This is a genomic window from Agrobacterium sp. ST15.13.013 (assembly GCF_027956525.1).
GTDB classification, from domain to species: Bacteria; Pseudomonadota; Alphaproteobacteria; order Rhizobiales; family Rhizobiaceae; genus Agrobacterium; species Agrobacterium salinitolerans.
In genome coordinates, this window is sequence record NZ_JAQKGP010000037.1 from 1 (window position 1) to 12,840 (window position 12,840).

A 12,840-nucleotide genomic window follows, 5' to 3' on the forward strand; every position below is an offset into this window, starting at 1 on the left:
TCGCCGCGAGCGCCCAGAACATCAAGAAAATAGCGATGGCGCTCACGAAAGCACCCAAACCCGCCTGGGGATGAGGAAACGAGGCTCATCTTATCTCCCGTTCACCCGCAAAAGACGACAATAAAACGTCATCATCCCGAAAAAGAAAAAACCCGCCGAAAATATCGACGGGTTTGTCAGCGGTCTGAGCCGGCTCTGCAGCCGGCTTTTTATTTGGGTATTTGTTGATAAATGGAGTGGACGGTCGTGGTTGTCATCGAAGCGATGGACCGTCTGAATAGATTCGAAGTTCGTTGCCGCCTTCGGCCTGCCGCCATAGATACCGGGACGGCGCTTGTAGCCAATCTGCGCCTTGACCTCGGCGAGCCGGATCAGACGGCAACGCGGTTCGGGCAGCACATCTGTCTTGATTTCCTCGGCCTGGTCGTTGTCCTTGGCGTTTGACGCAGCAAACTGATCGGGTCATGTGCACGTATCCTGCCCAGGGTCTTCGAAGGTGACCAATGGCAGGATTTGAAGAACCGAAGCTAAAAGCATGTCGCATCCCGCCATGCTATGTTCAGGTTCAACATGTTCTGCCTCGTTATGACTGAGACCATCGCGGCACGGAACAAAAATCATGGCTGATGGGGCGACCCTATTCATAAAAAGTGCATCGTGAAATGCGCCCGACAACATGCGTTCGGTCGGAAAACCACGCTCCCGCGCAGCGCGGTCCAATGCCGAGACGATGCTATCCTGGAAATTCGCGGGTGACATGTCGAATATCTGTTCAATCTTCGCGTCGCACTTTTGGCCCGTCGCAGCTTCGTGCACGATCGCGCGGATTTTGCTCTCCATCTTGGCGAGCGTTTCTGATGATGGATGCCTGATATCGACGGTAAAAGTCACGGATTGTGGAATGGCATTGACGGCGCCAGGTTGCAACGCCATTCGGCCGACGGTGAACCGGGCCGCAGGATCCTGCGGCATCATGGCGGGGAAAAGCGATCCCAGTGCATTGACCGCAGCATGAAAGGGATCGCGTCTGTATGCCAAGGCTGTTGTGCCTGCATGGGCGGTCTGGCCGGTGATTGACACCTTCAGCCAGCGTGTGCCCTGTATGCCCGTCACAATCCCGATGGGAATGCCCTGTTTTTCAAGGGATGGACCCTGCTCTATATGCACCTCGACAAAAGCAAAGACCGGAAAACCAAGATCGCGCATGGTCGCTTCCGGCAGGCTTTTCAGGGTGGCGTCAAGCTCACCTGCAAAACCGGCGCCGTCATCCGTTGCCACAAGATGAAGCCAGTTGTCGGGGATATTACCGGAAGCAAAAGCCATGGAACCCATGCAGCCGGGAGCGAAGCGGCAGCCTTCCTCATTGGTGAAGGCGACCACCTCAATGGGGCGCTCCGTATCGATTCCGAAATCTTCGAGCGTTTCGAGAACCTCGAATGCCGAAAGCGTTCCCAGCGCTCCATCAAACCGGCCGCCTGACGGCTGGCTATCCAGATGGCTGCCGATCAGAAGCGGTGCAAGGCTCTCGTCGCGGCCACTCCTGCGAATGAAAAGATTGGCAAGGGGATCCTGAAACACGGAAAACCCCCGATCAATGGCGAGTTTCGCCAGCAGTCGTCTCGCCTCTCGATCCAGTCCGGTCAATGCCTGCCGGTTGACGCCGCCCTTTTCAGTCGCGCCGATCGCCGCAAATCGATCAAGATTTGCCAGCAGTCTCTCGCCGTTGATCGAAAGTTTTGCCATTGCTGTCTCCTTCTCAGCCATCGAGGCCGCTATGAGCCGCTGCAACGAAAGAACGTACCCGGGACAGTTCGACCGGGTTCCACCAGACACCGCCTTCCTTCAGCGATGAGGCCACGATCACGCCGCTGGTGCGTTTGAGGATGTCGACGATATTGCCTTCATTGACACCCGACCCAACCAGCAGCGGCAAATGTGTTGCCGCACCGATTTCCTCGATTTCTTCCAGGGTCGCGCTGTTGCCGGTGCGCTGGCCCGTGGCGATGACCCCGTCGGCGTCGAAGAAGGCAAGGTCGCGAGTCAGTTCATCAATGCTACGATCCGCCGTGATGGCGTGGGCGCCATGCTTGACATGGCTGTCGGCAAAAACCTTTATGTGCTCTGCCCGCAGCAACGAACGGTAGCGCATCGCCTCGGCTGCACGCCCCTCCATGAAACCCTCATTGGCCACATAGGCATTGGCCCATTGATTGACACGGATGAACTTTGCCCCGCCCGCCATGGCGATGGCGAAGGCAGGAATGGGGGCATTGGCCAGCACGTTGACGCCAACGGGAACGCCGGCGGCGCGAACGATACGGTCTGTCACAACGCTCATGAAAGCCGAGGTTTCCGGCCCGATATCGTCGGGCTTGGAAAACGGCACGTCGCCATGGTTTTCGATCATCAGACCGTGCATGCCACCTTCGACAAGCCGTTCGGCATCGCGCATGCACGCATCGTAGATGGCATCCATGCTCGCGTTGCGATAACGCGGCGCTCCGGGAAAGGCCGGGCAATGGATCATGCCGATCAGCGCCTTGCTTCGACCGAAAATTTCCTTGATAGCATTGGCCGCATTGTCGGATATGGTCTGCATTTCAGTCCCTTTCGAAAGTTCTCCATGCGCGCCTTTGTTATCGGCAATATCGCACTTGATGAAACCTATTCCATTGCCGCGCTGCCCGAGGCAGGCGCTTCAATCTTCGGCGAGCAGGCCTCGCGCAGTCTGGGTGGCAAAGGCTGCAACCAGGCCATCGTTCTTTCGCGGTGCGGCGTCGAAACCACGCTGGTCGCCGCCGTCGGCAGGGATGACCGCGCCGTTGCGATCAGAGAAGCGCTTGCCCGCGAACGCCTGACACCAAAACTCATTCCCGTCGACAGCACCAGTAGCGATATTTCCATCATTCTGACGACCCCGGACGGCGAAAACTCGATCATCACCACCCGGTCGGCAGCCGCAGCGCTTGATAAAGACGCGGCTCTGGAGGCACTCGGTGATGCCGTATCGGGTGACCTCGTTGTCCTGCAGGGCAATCTATCGGAAGAAACAACCCTCGCCATTCTCCATGCGGCGAGATCAAAGGGGCTGACGACTGCCTTCAATCCTTCGCCCCTGCAACCCTGGTTCGCAAGCGTCCTGCCGCTCATCGATATCGCCGTCCTCAATCGCATCGAGGCAGAGGTGCTATCAGGCGAGAGTGGCGCTGCGGCCGGCGCTTTTCTGCTGCGGGCCGGCGTCGGCCTCGTTGTCGTCACACTCGGCGGACAGGGCTGCGTGCTCGTGTCTGCCAATGGTGCAATCGAGGTGCTGGCCGCGCCCGCCACGATTGTCGACACCACGGGTGCCGGCGATTGCTTCGCGGGTGTTGCGCTCGCCTCCGCCACGCGTCGCGGCGTCGCCGTGGATACGCGTGCCCTTGAGGATGCCGCGAGGGCCGCAGCCATCACGGTCGGCCGCCGTGGCACGCAGGACGCCTTTCCCAGCCATGAAGAACTGACAACCATCCTGCGGGCCTGAGCCTGCCGATCACGGCTTTTCCGTCAGCCAGCCGAGAATGTTCTTCCACAGGCGCCCATAGCCGTCCCACTCGCAGAAGGCGGGAGAGAGCCAGTGGGGGCCGATGTCCGAGGTCCATGCGGCCGTGCGGCCCTGGCCGAAACGTCCGGTGACGAGCAAAGGATGGGAACCCTGATCTTCCGGCAGACGGGCAACCACCTCGACATCGGCGCGGTCACGCACCTCGACCTCGTTCACCCCCAGCAGAAGCGGCCATTCGCCGGAAAGGCCTGCGACGGTCGGATGGTCGGGTTTAAGAATATCGGCTGTCGAGCCCTCCGGAATTTCCACACGGTCGTCCCACGGAAGGCAGGTAACGGGAAGGGTGTCTTCCACCGGCGTGCGACGCCAGCGCGCCTTGCCGTCGATGCCCTGGAAGGAAAAATAGCCGCCGACCATCAGCAGGCCGCCGCCCTTTTCCACCCATGCCTTGATGAGCTTCAACCGGTTCGGCACGGTCTTGGATTGCAGCCAGACGGCGGGTGGCAGCAGGAGCGAATTCGCACCGATATCCGAGAGAATGATGACGTCATACGCGTCTAGCCCGGCCATCTCGAAGGGGAACTTTTCCACCGCATCATGGGCTGTCATGTAAGTCAGCTCATATTCGCTGCCGTCTAGCGCTTTCACCAGCGGCTCGGCACCGAGGTGAAACGTCACGCTGCCAAATTGATCGAAGCCCTTGTAGTGGGTGGCGGAGCTGACCCAGCTTTCACCGACGAGGAGCACTTTTTTTGTCATGATCTTTCCATTTCCATAGTTTCGTCAGGTCTTTGCCTGGAAGACCGAGCGCGGATTATCCCGCATGAGGGTTTGAAGGGTGGCGTCGTCGAGCCCGTGCCGCTTCAGGCGCGGCAGGAAGTGCTTGAGAATATAGGCGTAGCCATTGCCGCCATATCGCGTCAGCATCATTTTCAGGAAGACGTCGTGGGAAAGCAGAATGCGGTCGAGGTAACCGCCCTCCGCCAGCGTGACAATCGAACGGGCGGCATCCTCGTCGCTGGGGCACTGCACCTGCTGGTCGGCATAGAAAAAATCCATGCCGATCATGTCATATTCGATAAAGGCGCCGCGGCCTGCGAGTTCGCTCTGGTAGGTAATATCCGCGTGGGACGGGTTCATATGGCAAAGAACGGTGTGGTTCAGATCCGCACCTTGCTCCGCGACGATGTCGAGAACCTTATGCCCCAGCCGCAGCCATCCCGGCAGATGAACCATCAGGGGCAGGCCGGTGCGAACATGCGCCTGCGCCGCTCCCCGCAGGGATTTTTCCTCCGCTGCCGTGAAATCCGCGGAAACACCGATTTCGCCGATCAGGCCGATGCGGACATCGGTCCCATCGACACCGTGGAGCGCCTCGTGCACGATCTCGTCGGCTATGGCTTCGACCGTCAGCCCGGCCACCTTTTCGGGGTGAGAGGACGCAAGGTAATAACCCGCCCCCATGACGATATTGAGCCGGGTTGCCTCTGAAATCCTGCGCAGCGCCAAGGGATTTCTGCCGATACCCTGACAGGTCGGCTCAACAACCGTCTGTCCACCGGCCGTGGCGAAATCCTTCAGTTCCGCAATCGCCAGCGGTTCGTCGTCAAGCGTAATATTGTGCTTGTTGACGAAGGGATCCTGACGCAGCTCACCGAGGATTTCCATGCAGACGAATCCCTCGGCAAGATATTGCCGCTCCGGTGTCTTGGGGGCGTGCCACCAGCAACGGCAATCGTTGAGGATGTGCTCGTGCATCAGCGTGACGCCGAGTTGATCCGCAGCGATTGCGCCGCGCACGGTCATGACCTTTCCCGACCGGATATGTCCTTCAGACAGTTCCGCGGTCATCGCATCAGCCCTTTCTCTTCGCGCCCAGGCGGAAGTTCGCGGTGAAGATGCGCGTATTGAGCCAGATTGCGGCAAGGATGATGGCGCCCGTCACGATCTGGGTGAAGAAGGGAGAGATGTGCATGAGGATCAGACCGTTGCCGATCACGGCGATGGTCATGGTGCCCAGCACCGTGCCGAGAATGGTGCCTCGGCCGCCCATCAGCGATGTGCCGCCCAGAACCACGGCCGCCACCACCTGAAGCTCGAACCCGACTGCCGCATTCGAGGATCCAGACCCCAGCCGCGCCGCAATCATCAGGCCGGCAATGGCCGAGGCCACGCCCGCAGCCAGATAGACGGAGGCGAGAATCCATTTGGCGGGCATTCCCACACGGCGCGCCGCTTCGGGATTGGAGCCGACGGCCACGACGCGACGACCATATCGGGTGCTCGAAAGAACGATATAGGCAATCACGGTGACGACGACGCCGATCAGGGCGGGCACGGGCATGCCGAGGAAATCACCCCGCCCGAGGTAAAAGAAACCGGGTGCTTCCGGTATCGGCACGGAATAACCCTGCGTGATATAGAGGGCAACGCCGCGCAGGATGGAGAGGCCGGCAAGCGTGACGATGAAGGCTGGAATGCCCTGATAGGCAATGAACCAGCCCTGTACGAGGCCAAGGCCGCCGCCTTGCACGAGCATGGCGACGACAACCAGCGGCCAGGGGTAGCCGGCTGCAAGCAGGATCGCCCCGACGGCATTGATCAGGGCAACCATGGAGCCGACGGACAGATCGATACCGCCGGTGATGATGACGAATGTCATCGCGACGGAGACGATCAGGATAGGTGCGGCCTGACGGACGACGTTCAGAAGATTGCCGGCCGTCAGAAACGTATCCGTCGTCGCGGAAAAGAACACCAGGCAGAGGGCAAAAAAGGCCGCGATGGAAAGCACCTGCGCATTTTCGGCAAAAAAGTCCGAAAGCGGTGAGCCTTTGGCGCGTTCAGTATAGACGGTCAATGACGTTGCCCTCCCACGATCAGCCTTACGAGATCCTCAAGGCTGGTGTCGTTGATCTGGCGCTCCGCCACCTTGGTGCCCTCATACATGACGGCGATGCGGTCACAGACCCGAAAGAGATCCTGAAGGCGGTGGGTGATGAGAATGACCGACACGCCCTTCGCCTTGACGCGATTGATGAGCGAAAGCACCGCTTCCACCTCCGCAACGGCGAGCGCGGATGTCGGCTCGTCCATGATCAGGACCTTGGGATTGAAAGAGGCCGCCCGCGCGATGGCGATTGCCTGCCGCTGGCCACCGGACAGTTTTTCCACCTTCGCGGTGAGACGCGGAATGCGGATTTCCAGCGCATCCAGCATCTTGCGGGCTTCCGAAAGCATGGTTGGCCGGTCGAGAAACGGCCCCCTGGTAATCTCGCGTCCGAGGAAGAGATTGCCGACGACGTCGATATGGTCGCAGAGGCTCAGATCCTGAAAGACCATTTCAATGTTGCGGTTACGAGCATCGGCGGGCCCCGAAAAGCGAATGGCTTCGCCTTCCATCGTGATCGTGCCTTCATCGGGTATGTAGGTGCCGGAAATCACCTTGGTGAGGGTGGATTTACCGGCCGCATTGTCGCCGACGAGACCGAGGCACTCGCCGGGGAAGATATCGAGATCGACGCCGCGAAGCGCCTGATGCGAGCCGAATGTCTTGCGGATATTGCGCAGGGAGATACGCGCTTCACGGTCGGGCTGCCGGGAGAGAAGATCTCCCCCGGCGCCGTCGACAGCGCCTGTGTGCTGTCCGGCCGCAATCATTTGAAGACCGCGCGGTAGGGTTCGACGTTGGCCTTGGTGACGATGGTAACCGGCACGGCGATGGTCTTTTCAACGGTGCCGCCGTCGGAGACGGTCTTGAGCGCCTTGACCGCCGCTGCACCCATGGCGGAAGGATCCTGCTGGATGACGCCTGCGACATAACCCGCATCGATGCCGGCAATCGCCTGTTTGGTCAGGTCCCAGCCAAACACCTTGATGTCTTTCTGCTTGCTCTGGCTTTCAACGGCGGCGACCGCTCCAAGAAGAGCCGGTTCACCCGTGGCATAAATTGCGGTCATATCAGGATTGCCGGTGATGAGGTTTTCCGCTGCCGACAGAGCGGTGTCCTGAACGTTCTGGCCATCGACGACGCCAGCCGTCGTGATGCCGGACTTATCCTTGATCGTGTCTTCAAAGCCCTTCTGGCGGATGTTCTGGATGAAGGAGTTCAGCGCGCCGACGACGCCGATCTTTGCCTTGTCGCCCATGTCCGACTTCACGTAGTCGAGGAAAAATTGCCCCATGTCGGCGCCCGCCTTGCCATTGTCGACGCCGATCTGCGCTTTTTGCGGCCCTTCCGGCAAAATGGCGTCAATCGCGACGACGGGAATATTGGCGGCAGCAGCCTGCTTTACGGCCGGCATGATACCGTTAACATCGATGGCGACCACGGCAATGCCGTCCACCTTCTGCTGGATATAGGTCTCGATCGCGCTGTTCTGGGCGGCGGGATCATTGTTGGCGTTGAAGATCACCAGCTTGACGCCGGCTTCCTTGGCGGCCTTTTCCGCGCCTTCATTCATCTGGTTGAAAAACAGCGCCTGCTGGTTGATCTGCACCAAGGCGATTGTTTTTTCGGCGGCGGTGGCAAGACCGGCAGACAGGGTCGCGCCGGCAAGAACGGTCGCAGCGAGCGCTGCGGAAAAATATCGACGTTTAAAATTCAGCATTATCGTTCTTCCTCTGTTGGTTTCGTTGCTTTTTATTTGATCGCGGGCGGCGCAACGGATTCACGCACGACGATTTCGACGGGCAATAGCTCCTCTGACAGCAAAGGAGGTTCCTGGTCCCAATTGGTTTCGAGCAAAAGCGACAGGGCGCGTTGGCCAATGGCGCTGACAGGCTGGCGAATGGCGGTGAGCGGCGGGGCAAACAGATGCAGCGGTCCGACATCATCGAAACCGATCATCGACACATCTTGCGGGATACGCACACCTTCGGATCGCAGAACTTCGATGAAGCCGATGGCGATTTCGTCCGAACTGGCGAAAACAGCCGTTGCCGGGCGCCCCTCATCCAGAAAGCGGCGCGCGGCAGCCCGGCCAAATTCCACTGTATATGCGCCGCAATATCTGGAAATCGAAAGCTCTGCCTCCGCCACCCGCTCGGTGAGAGCAGATTTTAGACCGCGAAAACGACGCTCCGTACTGATCATGTCCTCTGGTCCTCCGACATAAAGGACATGTTTATGCCCATGCATAGCCAGATGCGCGCCAGCCAGACGACCGCCCTGCTCATTGTCGCAGAAGAGTTTCGGCACGGTGGCGCCGGGCACGTCTTCATCGACCACCACGACCTTTCCGGTGGTATTGATCAGCTCCGCCAGTTCATCGGTATTGGGGTGGTTCGTGATGAAAACGAGCCCATCGACATGATTGCGGGCAAGCAGACGAAGATAGGACAATTCCCGACCCGTACGGTTCAGCGTGGCGAAAAGCGAAAGGGCAAGTCCTCGCCTGTCGGCTTCTTCTTCCACGGCCGCAACGAGCATGCCGAAAAACGGGTTTCCAATATCAGGAACGACAAGGCCGATCGTGTCCGAGCGCCCTCGGCTCAAACGTCTGGCATGGGGATTGGGCACGTAATTGAGTTCACGGATCGCGGCCTCGATGCGCGCTTTCGTTTCTGGCGGCAGCTCCAGCGTGCCGTTCAGAAGCCGCGATACGGTCGCAACTGAAACGCCTGCCGCCAAGGCGACATCTTTGAGGCTGGTCGCAGGGTTTCGCGCCATCACACTCCCGCTTTCTGTTCCACTCTACCGGGTCTTTTCGACCTCTGTTTGGCTTGTAAAGCGATTTACTAAACCGCTTTACAAAAAAGTCTAAAAGCTAGGCCGAGTCAACACGGTTTTATAGCCTCTTTAAAATTTGTCTGTTTCACCGGAGCCGTATCAGGGGACCTGAAAACCCATGGCGGAGCCTTGCAGCTTCATTTTTCTCCAGAATCTCGAATAGATAGAGACACCCAGGCATGGCGGGTCTCCTCATAAACGCTCTGCGTTGGTTCCATGGCGCTTGAATCTTCAAAACAGCCCAAGGCGATGGCGACGAGCCTGGGCCGAAATTCCGGTAACCAATAAACCGTGGATCCGCAGGCGGGGCAGAAGCAGAACTCCAGGTTCTTTCCGCTATCTCCGGGCCGCATGTAGGTTTTGTACTCTCCCGACGCAGTGACTTGATCGGCTTCATAAAACACTGCGACGCCGAACGCTGAGCCGGTGCGATGCTGGCACGCACGACAGTGACAAACGGATACCTTGCGGGGTTCTCCATTTGTCACGACAGTTAGCTGACGACATGAGCAATGGGCCAAGCGCACAATGTTGTTCCCAGTTCTGAACCCGGACTCTTCGGCTCCGAATATCCCCGCCACAACCGTATCGGAGCAGTCGACTTTGATAAAGGTAACAGTCGGGAAGAATATCAGAACTTTTGCGCCGACATGTCGAAGTAGGGATAAGGAGGCACTGACCCTTGCCTACCAAGCATCTTCGTAGATTCTGGCGGCATCGGACAGCGACACCGTGCGTGGATTGTTAACCAGCAGGCGTGTCTGTTCCATCGCATTTTCCGCCAGCAAGGCAAGCCCGTCTTTTGGTATTCCAACATCTCTCAGTCGCACCGGCAGGTTCAGGCGCACGGGAAGCAAGGCCAGCCCTTCCAGGAAGCCGGCAAGTCGTCCTGACCTGTCGGCAGGCTCCAGCTGAGGAAAAAGACATGGCGCCAGTTCCGCATAGGCATCGCCGCACATCGTTGCGTTGAAATGCAACACATGCGGCAGGACCAGGCTGTTGGAGAGCCCGTGCGGAACATGATAGAGGCCGCCAATCGGGTAGGCGAGAGCATGAACGGCCGCCACCGGCGAGTTGGCAAAGGCCTGACCGGCCAACATCGCACCAAGCAGCATGGCCTGTCTGGCAACCATGTCGGTCCCGTTCTTTACGGCAGCCTCGATATTTGCTCCAAGTAGCCGGAGCGCCTCTTTGGCAAGTGTGCGGGAAACAGGATTGTTGTTCGCGCTTGCGGAGGTGAAAGCCTCGATGGCGTGGACCATCGCATCAATTCCCGTCGCCGCCGTTACCGCCGGAGGAAGGCCGACTGTCAGACTTGCGTCCAGGATGGCCGCATCCGGCAGCAGGGTTGGCGACACGACGCCCTTTTTCTGGTGTGCATCCGTGGTAACGATGGAAATCGGTGTGACTTCCGATCCGGTGCCTGCCGTCGTCGGCGCCAGCACCAATGGCAGGCGTTCACCGGTCACCTTGCCGACCCCGTAAATATCGCAGAGCGCTTCACCGCTCCTTGCCAACAGCGCCACGAGTTTCGCGACATCGAGCGATGAGCCGCCGCCGATGCCCAGTATGCCGGTGGCCCCGAATTCGATTGCACGCGCCACAGCGTCGTGGATGACGGCTTCCGGAGGATCAGCGACAACGCCGGTGAAGATCGACGTTTCGGCCCCGCCCTCCGAAAGACTTGCAAGGGCGGGCTGAACAAGCCCAGCCCTGACGACGCCATCGTCGGAAATTACCAGAATACGCGACCCAAGCCCGGTCTTCAGCTCCGAAAGTCTTGAGATACTACCGGGGCCTGCGATTATCTGCGGGACGGTTGCGAATGTGAATGTGGACATCTTATCGGTCTCTCACTCATGCCATTTGACGAGATGCCGATAGTGATGCGGCTGGCGCATAAGGACAAGACCATTTCGCCGGACAATGCTCGTCGGATAGGGTGCATCGGAGTTGGTGGTGTCGGCTGATGCGGCCGCAATCCCGTCCTCGTCCACAATTGCCGGTTTCTGGCGCGGAAAGCTGCGGAAACCCGGCCGCAACACAGCATTTTTTGCCCAAATACACCCGTTGTGCATCCAGCATGTCGTTCACCGAAATCAAGGGCATCGTCGGTTTCGGAGACTGACCGTTACAACCCATCTCCTATCGTGACGCGTTCATCGGGACTCGCCTCGAAATCGGGAAGCGCTAAACCTTCATCCCCATCGCGCAGTGCCGACAGCGATAACAGGGCCGGTTGCCTGACCAGTCGGCGAGCCGCCGAAAGGTTCGACGCTGATGGCGAAGGTTGTGCCTTCGGTGATGCTGTTGCGCATGTCGGCGGGGATGATGAGGTCGCCATTCGTTCCGGGCTGGAAAACGCCGAGCGAGCGGGTCTTGCCGCCGTCCATCACCAGCCACAATTCCAGTGATTTTTCGTCGGTCTTGCCGGTTGCAACAGGCACAATCCGCATCCGTCCGGATTCCGCGTCGTAGGAGGCAAGGAGATTGACCTGGCTGTCCGTCGTTGCAAGTTCGGCCACCAGCGGTGCGGTGCCCTGCCGCTTTTCGGGGAAGGCGGCGTAAACGACGGCGGCAACGGCGGTTGCGCTGGTGGCAACCGAAATCCAGCGCCACAAGGATGCGGAATTCCACAGGCTGCCATTGGTATTGACGGCCTTGCTTCCGAACAGTCGTTGTTCGATACGCTCAAGAACAGTGGCGCTCGGTACGTGCTCCTCGTAATCGGCATTGAAGTCGGAAAATTCCGCTTCCCAACGCTGTACCAGCTGTGCGAAGGCCGCGTCGTCCTGCATGCGTCGTTCCAGTTCCCGACGCTTTTCAAGCGGCAGGACGCCCAGAACATATTCACCGGCGAGGATATCGTCGCGCGAATGCTTGCCGCCGCTCTGTTCGCCCGTCGTCATCGCTGCATGCACTCTCTGAGTTTGAGGAGACTGCGTCGTAGCCAGGTTCTGACCGTGTTGAGCGGCACGCGCAATTCCTCGGCGAGTTCGAGATAACTCAAGCCCTCGACATAGGCCCGGCGAACCGCCTGCGCGTGTACGGTCTCAAGTTCGCGCATGCAGTCTTCGATCCTGCGGCCTTCATCGGCGAGAACGATCTGCTGCTCAGGATCGCGGACGCTCTCGTCGGCAAGATCGTAGGCTTCCTCGATGTCATCGGTTATGGGCTTGCGCGCCCGGATCGTGTCGATGGCATGGTTGCGGGCAATGGCGGCAAGCCATGTGGTGGGTTTTCCGGCACTGGCGGCGAATGTTCGGGCCCGCTGCCAGACCTTGATATAGATTTCCTGCAGAGCCTCTTCGGCTTCCGTCCTGTCCCGCAGGATTTTCAGGCAGATTGCGAAGAGCTTCGGACTGGTCGCCTGGTAAAGCGAGACGAATGCTGAACGATCACCCATGCCGACGCGGTTGATAAGGCTTGCGATCTCTGTGGCCTGCATTCGAACCTTCCTTGCTGCGTCTCCCTTATAGAGCCGTCTTTCGCAGGAAGACAAGAGATGTATGCCGGGAACCCGGCAACGGATACGCTGCAGGGGTATCGGAACGAAGCTGCCGGTAAG

14 protein-coding genes are annotated in these 12,840 nt (G+C 59.1%); 1 reads left to right on the plus strand and 13 read right to left on the minus strand.

Translation table 11 applies throughout. The annotated features are described in order from the left end of the window. Window positions 1–90 precede the first annotated feature (90 nt). The 3 genes from PL597_RS24120 to PL597_RS24130 form a co-directional block, all read right to left on the minus strand. Window positions 91–399 carry a hypothetical protein gene (locus PL597_RS24120; RefSeq protein ID WP_271366433.1) on the minus strand — a complete coding sequence of 103 codons (309 nt, stop codon included), beginning with the start codon at window positions 397–399 and terminating at the stop codon, window positions 91–93. Window positions 400–462: 63 nt separating this feature from the next. After that, entirely contained in the window at window positions 463–1,743 is a 1,281-nt protein-coding gene (locus PL597_RS24125) for a Zn-dependent hydrolase (protein WP_142914103.1), read from the minus strand. Window positions 1,744–1,756: 13 nt separating this feature from the next. Further along, window positions 1,757–2,599 (minus strand): BtpA/SgcQ family protein, encoded by an 843-nt coding sequence (locus tag PL597_RS24130; protein WP_142914102.1) that lies wholly within the window; start codon window positions 2,597–2,599, stop codon window positions 1,757–1,759. Window positions 2,600–2,623: 24 nt separating this feature from the next. Here PL597_RS24130 and PL597_RS24135 point away from each other — a divergent pair, with 24 nt between their 5' ends. After that, window positions 2,624–3,520 (plus strand): ribokinase, encoded by an 897-nt coding sequence (locus PL597_RS24135; protein WP_271366418.1) that lies wholly within the window; start codon window positions 2,624–2,626, stop codon window positions 3,518–3,520. A gap of 9 nt (window positions 3,521–3,529) precedes the next feature. Here PL597_RS24135 and PL597_RS24140 read toward each other — a convergent pair whose 3' ends face one another. The 10 genes from PL597_RS24140 to PL597_RS24185 form a co-directional block, all read right to left on the minus strand. Beyond that, complete coding sequence (locus PL597_RS24140) at window positions 3,530–4,300, minus strand: glutamine amidotransferase (protein ID WP_077985269.1); 771 nt, start codon at window positions 4,298–4,300, stop codon at window positions 3,530–3,532. Window positions 4,301–4,324: 24 nt separating this feature from the next. Continuing rightward, complete coding sequence (locus PL597_RS24145; protein WP_077985268.1) at window positions 4,325–5,392, minus strand: phosphotriesterase family protein; 1,068 nt, start codon at window positions 5,390–5,392, stop codon at window positions 4,325–4,327. A 4-nt stretch (window positions 5,393–5,396) separates the two neighbouring features. Next, entirely contained in the window at window positions 5,397–6,401 is a 1,005-nt protein-coding gene (locus tag PL597_RS24150; RefSeq protein ID WP_271366419.1) for an ABC transporter permease, read from the minus strand. After that, the gene (locus tag PL597_RS24155) at window positions 6,398–7,201 is read right to left on the minus strand and encodes an ATP-binding cassette domain-containing protein (RefSeq protein WP_137411410.1); all 804 of its coding nucleotides are present in this window, start codon (window positions 7,199–7,201) and stop codon (window positions 6,398–6,400) included. Before PL597_RS24155 ends, PL597_RS24150 begins: the two co-directional genes overlap by 4 nt. Next, on the minus strand, window positions 7,198–8,151 hold the full coding sequence (locus tag PL597_RS24160) for an ABC transporter substrate-binding protein (RefSeq protein ID WP_137411411.1): 954 nt from the start codon (window positions 8,149–8,151) through the stop codon (window positions 7,198–7,200). The genes PL597_RS24155 and PL597_RS24160 overlap by 4 nt, the downstream gene beginning before the upstream one ends. A 32-nt stretch (window positions 8,152–8,183) precedes the next feature. Further along, window positions 8,184–9,212: a LacI family DNA-binding transcriptional regulator gene (locus PL597_RS24165; RefSeq protein ID WP_142914097.1), complete on the minus strand. Its 1,029-nt coding sequence runs from the start codon at window positions 9,210–9,212 to the stop codon at window positions 8,184–8,186. A gap of 197 nt (window positions 9,213–9,409) precedes the next feature. Then, window positions 9,410–9,802 carry a GFA family protein gene (locus tag PL597_RS24170; protein WP_271366430.1) on the minus strand — a complete coding sequence of 131 codons (393 nt, stop codon included), beginning with the start codon at window positions 9,800–9,802 and terminating at the stop codon, window positions 9,410–9,412. A 156-nt stretch (window positions 9,803–9,958) separates the two neighbouring features. Beyond that, entirely contained in the window at window positions 9,959–11,113 is a 1,155-nt protein-coding gene (locus tag PL597_RS24175) for an iron-containing alcohol dehydrogenase (RefSeq protein WP_271366421.1), read from the minus strand. Window positions 11,114–11,470: 357 nt separating this feature from the next. Continuing rightward, complete coding sequence (locus tag PL597_RS24180; protein WP_269823796.1) at window positions 11,471–12,181, minus strand: anti-sigma factor; 711 nt, start codon at window positions 12,179–12,181, stop codon at window positions 11,471–11,473. Beyond that, the gene (locus PL597_RS24185) at window positions 12,178–12,720 is read right to left on the minus strand and encodes a sigma-70 family RNA polymerase sigma factor (RefSeq protein ID WP_269823795.1); all 543 of its coding nucleotides are present in this window, start codon (window positions 12,718–12,720) and stop codon (window positions 12,178–12,180) included. The genes PL597_RS24180 and PL597_RS24185 overlap by 4 nt, the downstream gene beginning before the upstream one ends. Window positions 12,721–12,840 lie beyond the last annotated feature (120 nt).

Excerpts from the sequence above, each read along its gene's own strand:
- PL597_RS24145 (WP_077985268.1), bottom strand. The coding sequence starts at position 5,392 with ATGACCGCGGAACTGTCTGAAGGACATATCCGGTCGGGAAAGGTCATG.
- PL597_RS24185 (WP_269823795.1), bottom strand. The coding sequence starts at position 12,720 with ATGCAGGCCACAGAGATCGCAAGCCTTATCAACCGCGTCGGCATGGGT.
- PL597_RS24130 (WP_142914102.1), bottom strand. The coding sequence starts at position 2,599 with ATGCAGACCATATCCGACAATGCGGCCAATGCTATCAAGGAAATTTTC.
- PL597_RS24175 (WP_271366421.1), bottom strand. The coding sequence starts at position 11,113 with ATGTCCACATTCACATTCGCAACCGTCCCGCAGATAATCGCAGGCCCC.
- PL597_RS24140 (WP_077985269.1), bottom strand. The coding sequence starts at position 4,300 with ATGACAAAAAAAGTGCTCCTCGTCGGTGAAAGCTGGGTCAGCTCCGCC.
- PL597_RS24155 (WP_137411410.1), bottom strand. The coding sequence starts at position 7,201 with ATGATTGCGGCCGGACAGCACACAGGCGCTGTCGACGGCGCCGGGGGA.
- PL597_RS24125 (WP_142914103.1), bottom strand. The coding sequence starts at position 1,743 with ATGGCAAAACTTTCGATCAACGGCGAGAGACTGCTGGCAAATCTTGAT.
- PL597_RS24135 (WP_271366418.1), top strand. The coding sequence starts at position 2,624 with ATGCGCGCCTTTGTTATCGGCAATATCGCACTTGATGAAACCTATTCC.
- PL597_RS24160 (WP_137411411.1), bottom strand. The coding sequence starts at position 8,151 with ATGCTGAATTTTAAACGTCGATATTTTTCCGCAGCGCTCGCTGCGACC.
- PL597_RS24180 (WP_269823796.1), bottom strand. The coding sequence starts at position 12,181 with ATGACGACGGGCGAACAGAGCGGCGGCAAGCATTCGCGCGACGATATC.
- PL597_RS24165 (WP_142914097.1), bottom strand. The coding sequence starts at position 9,212 with ATGGCGCGAAACCCTGCGACCAGCCTCAAAGATGTCGCCTTGGCGGCA.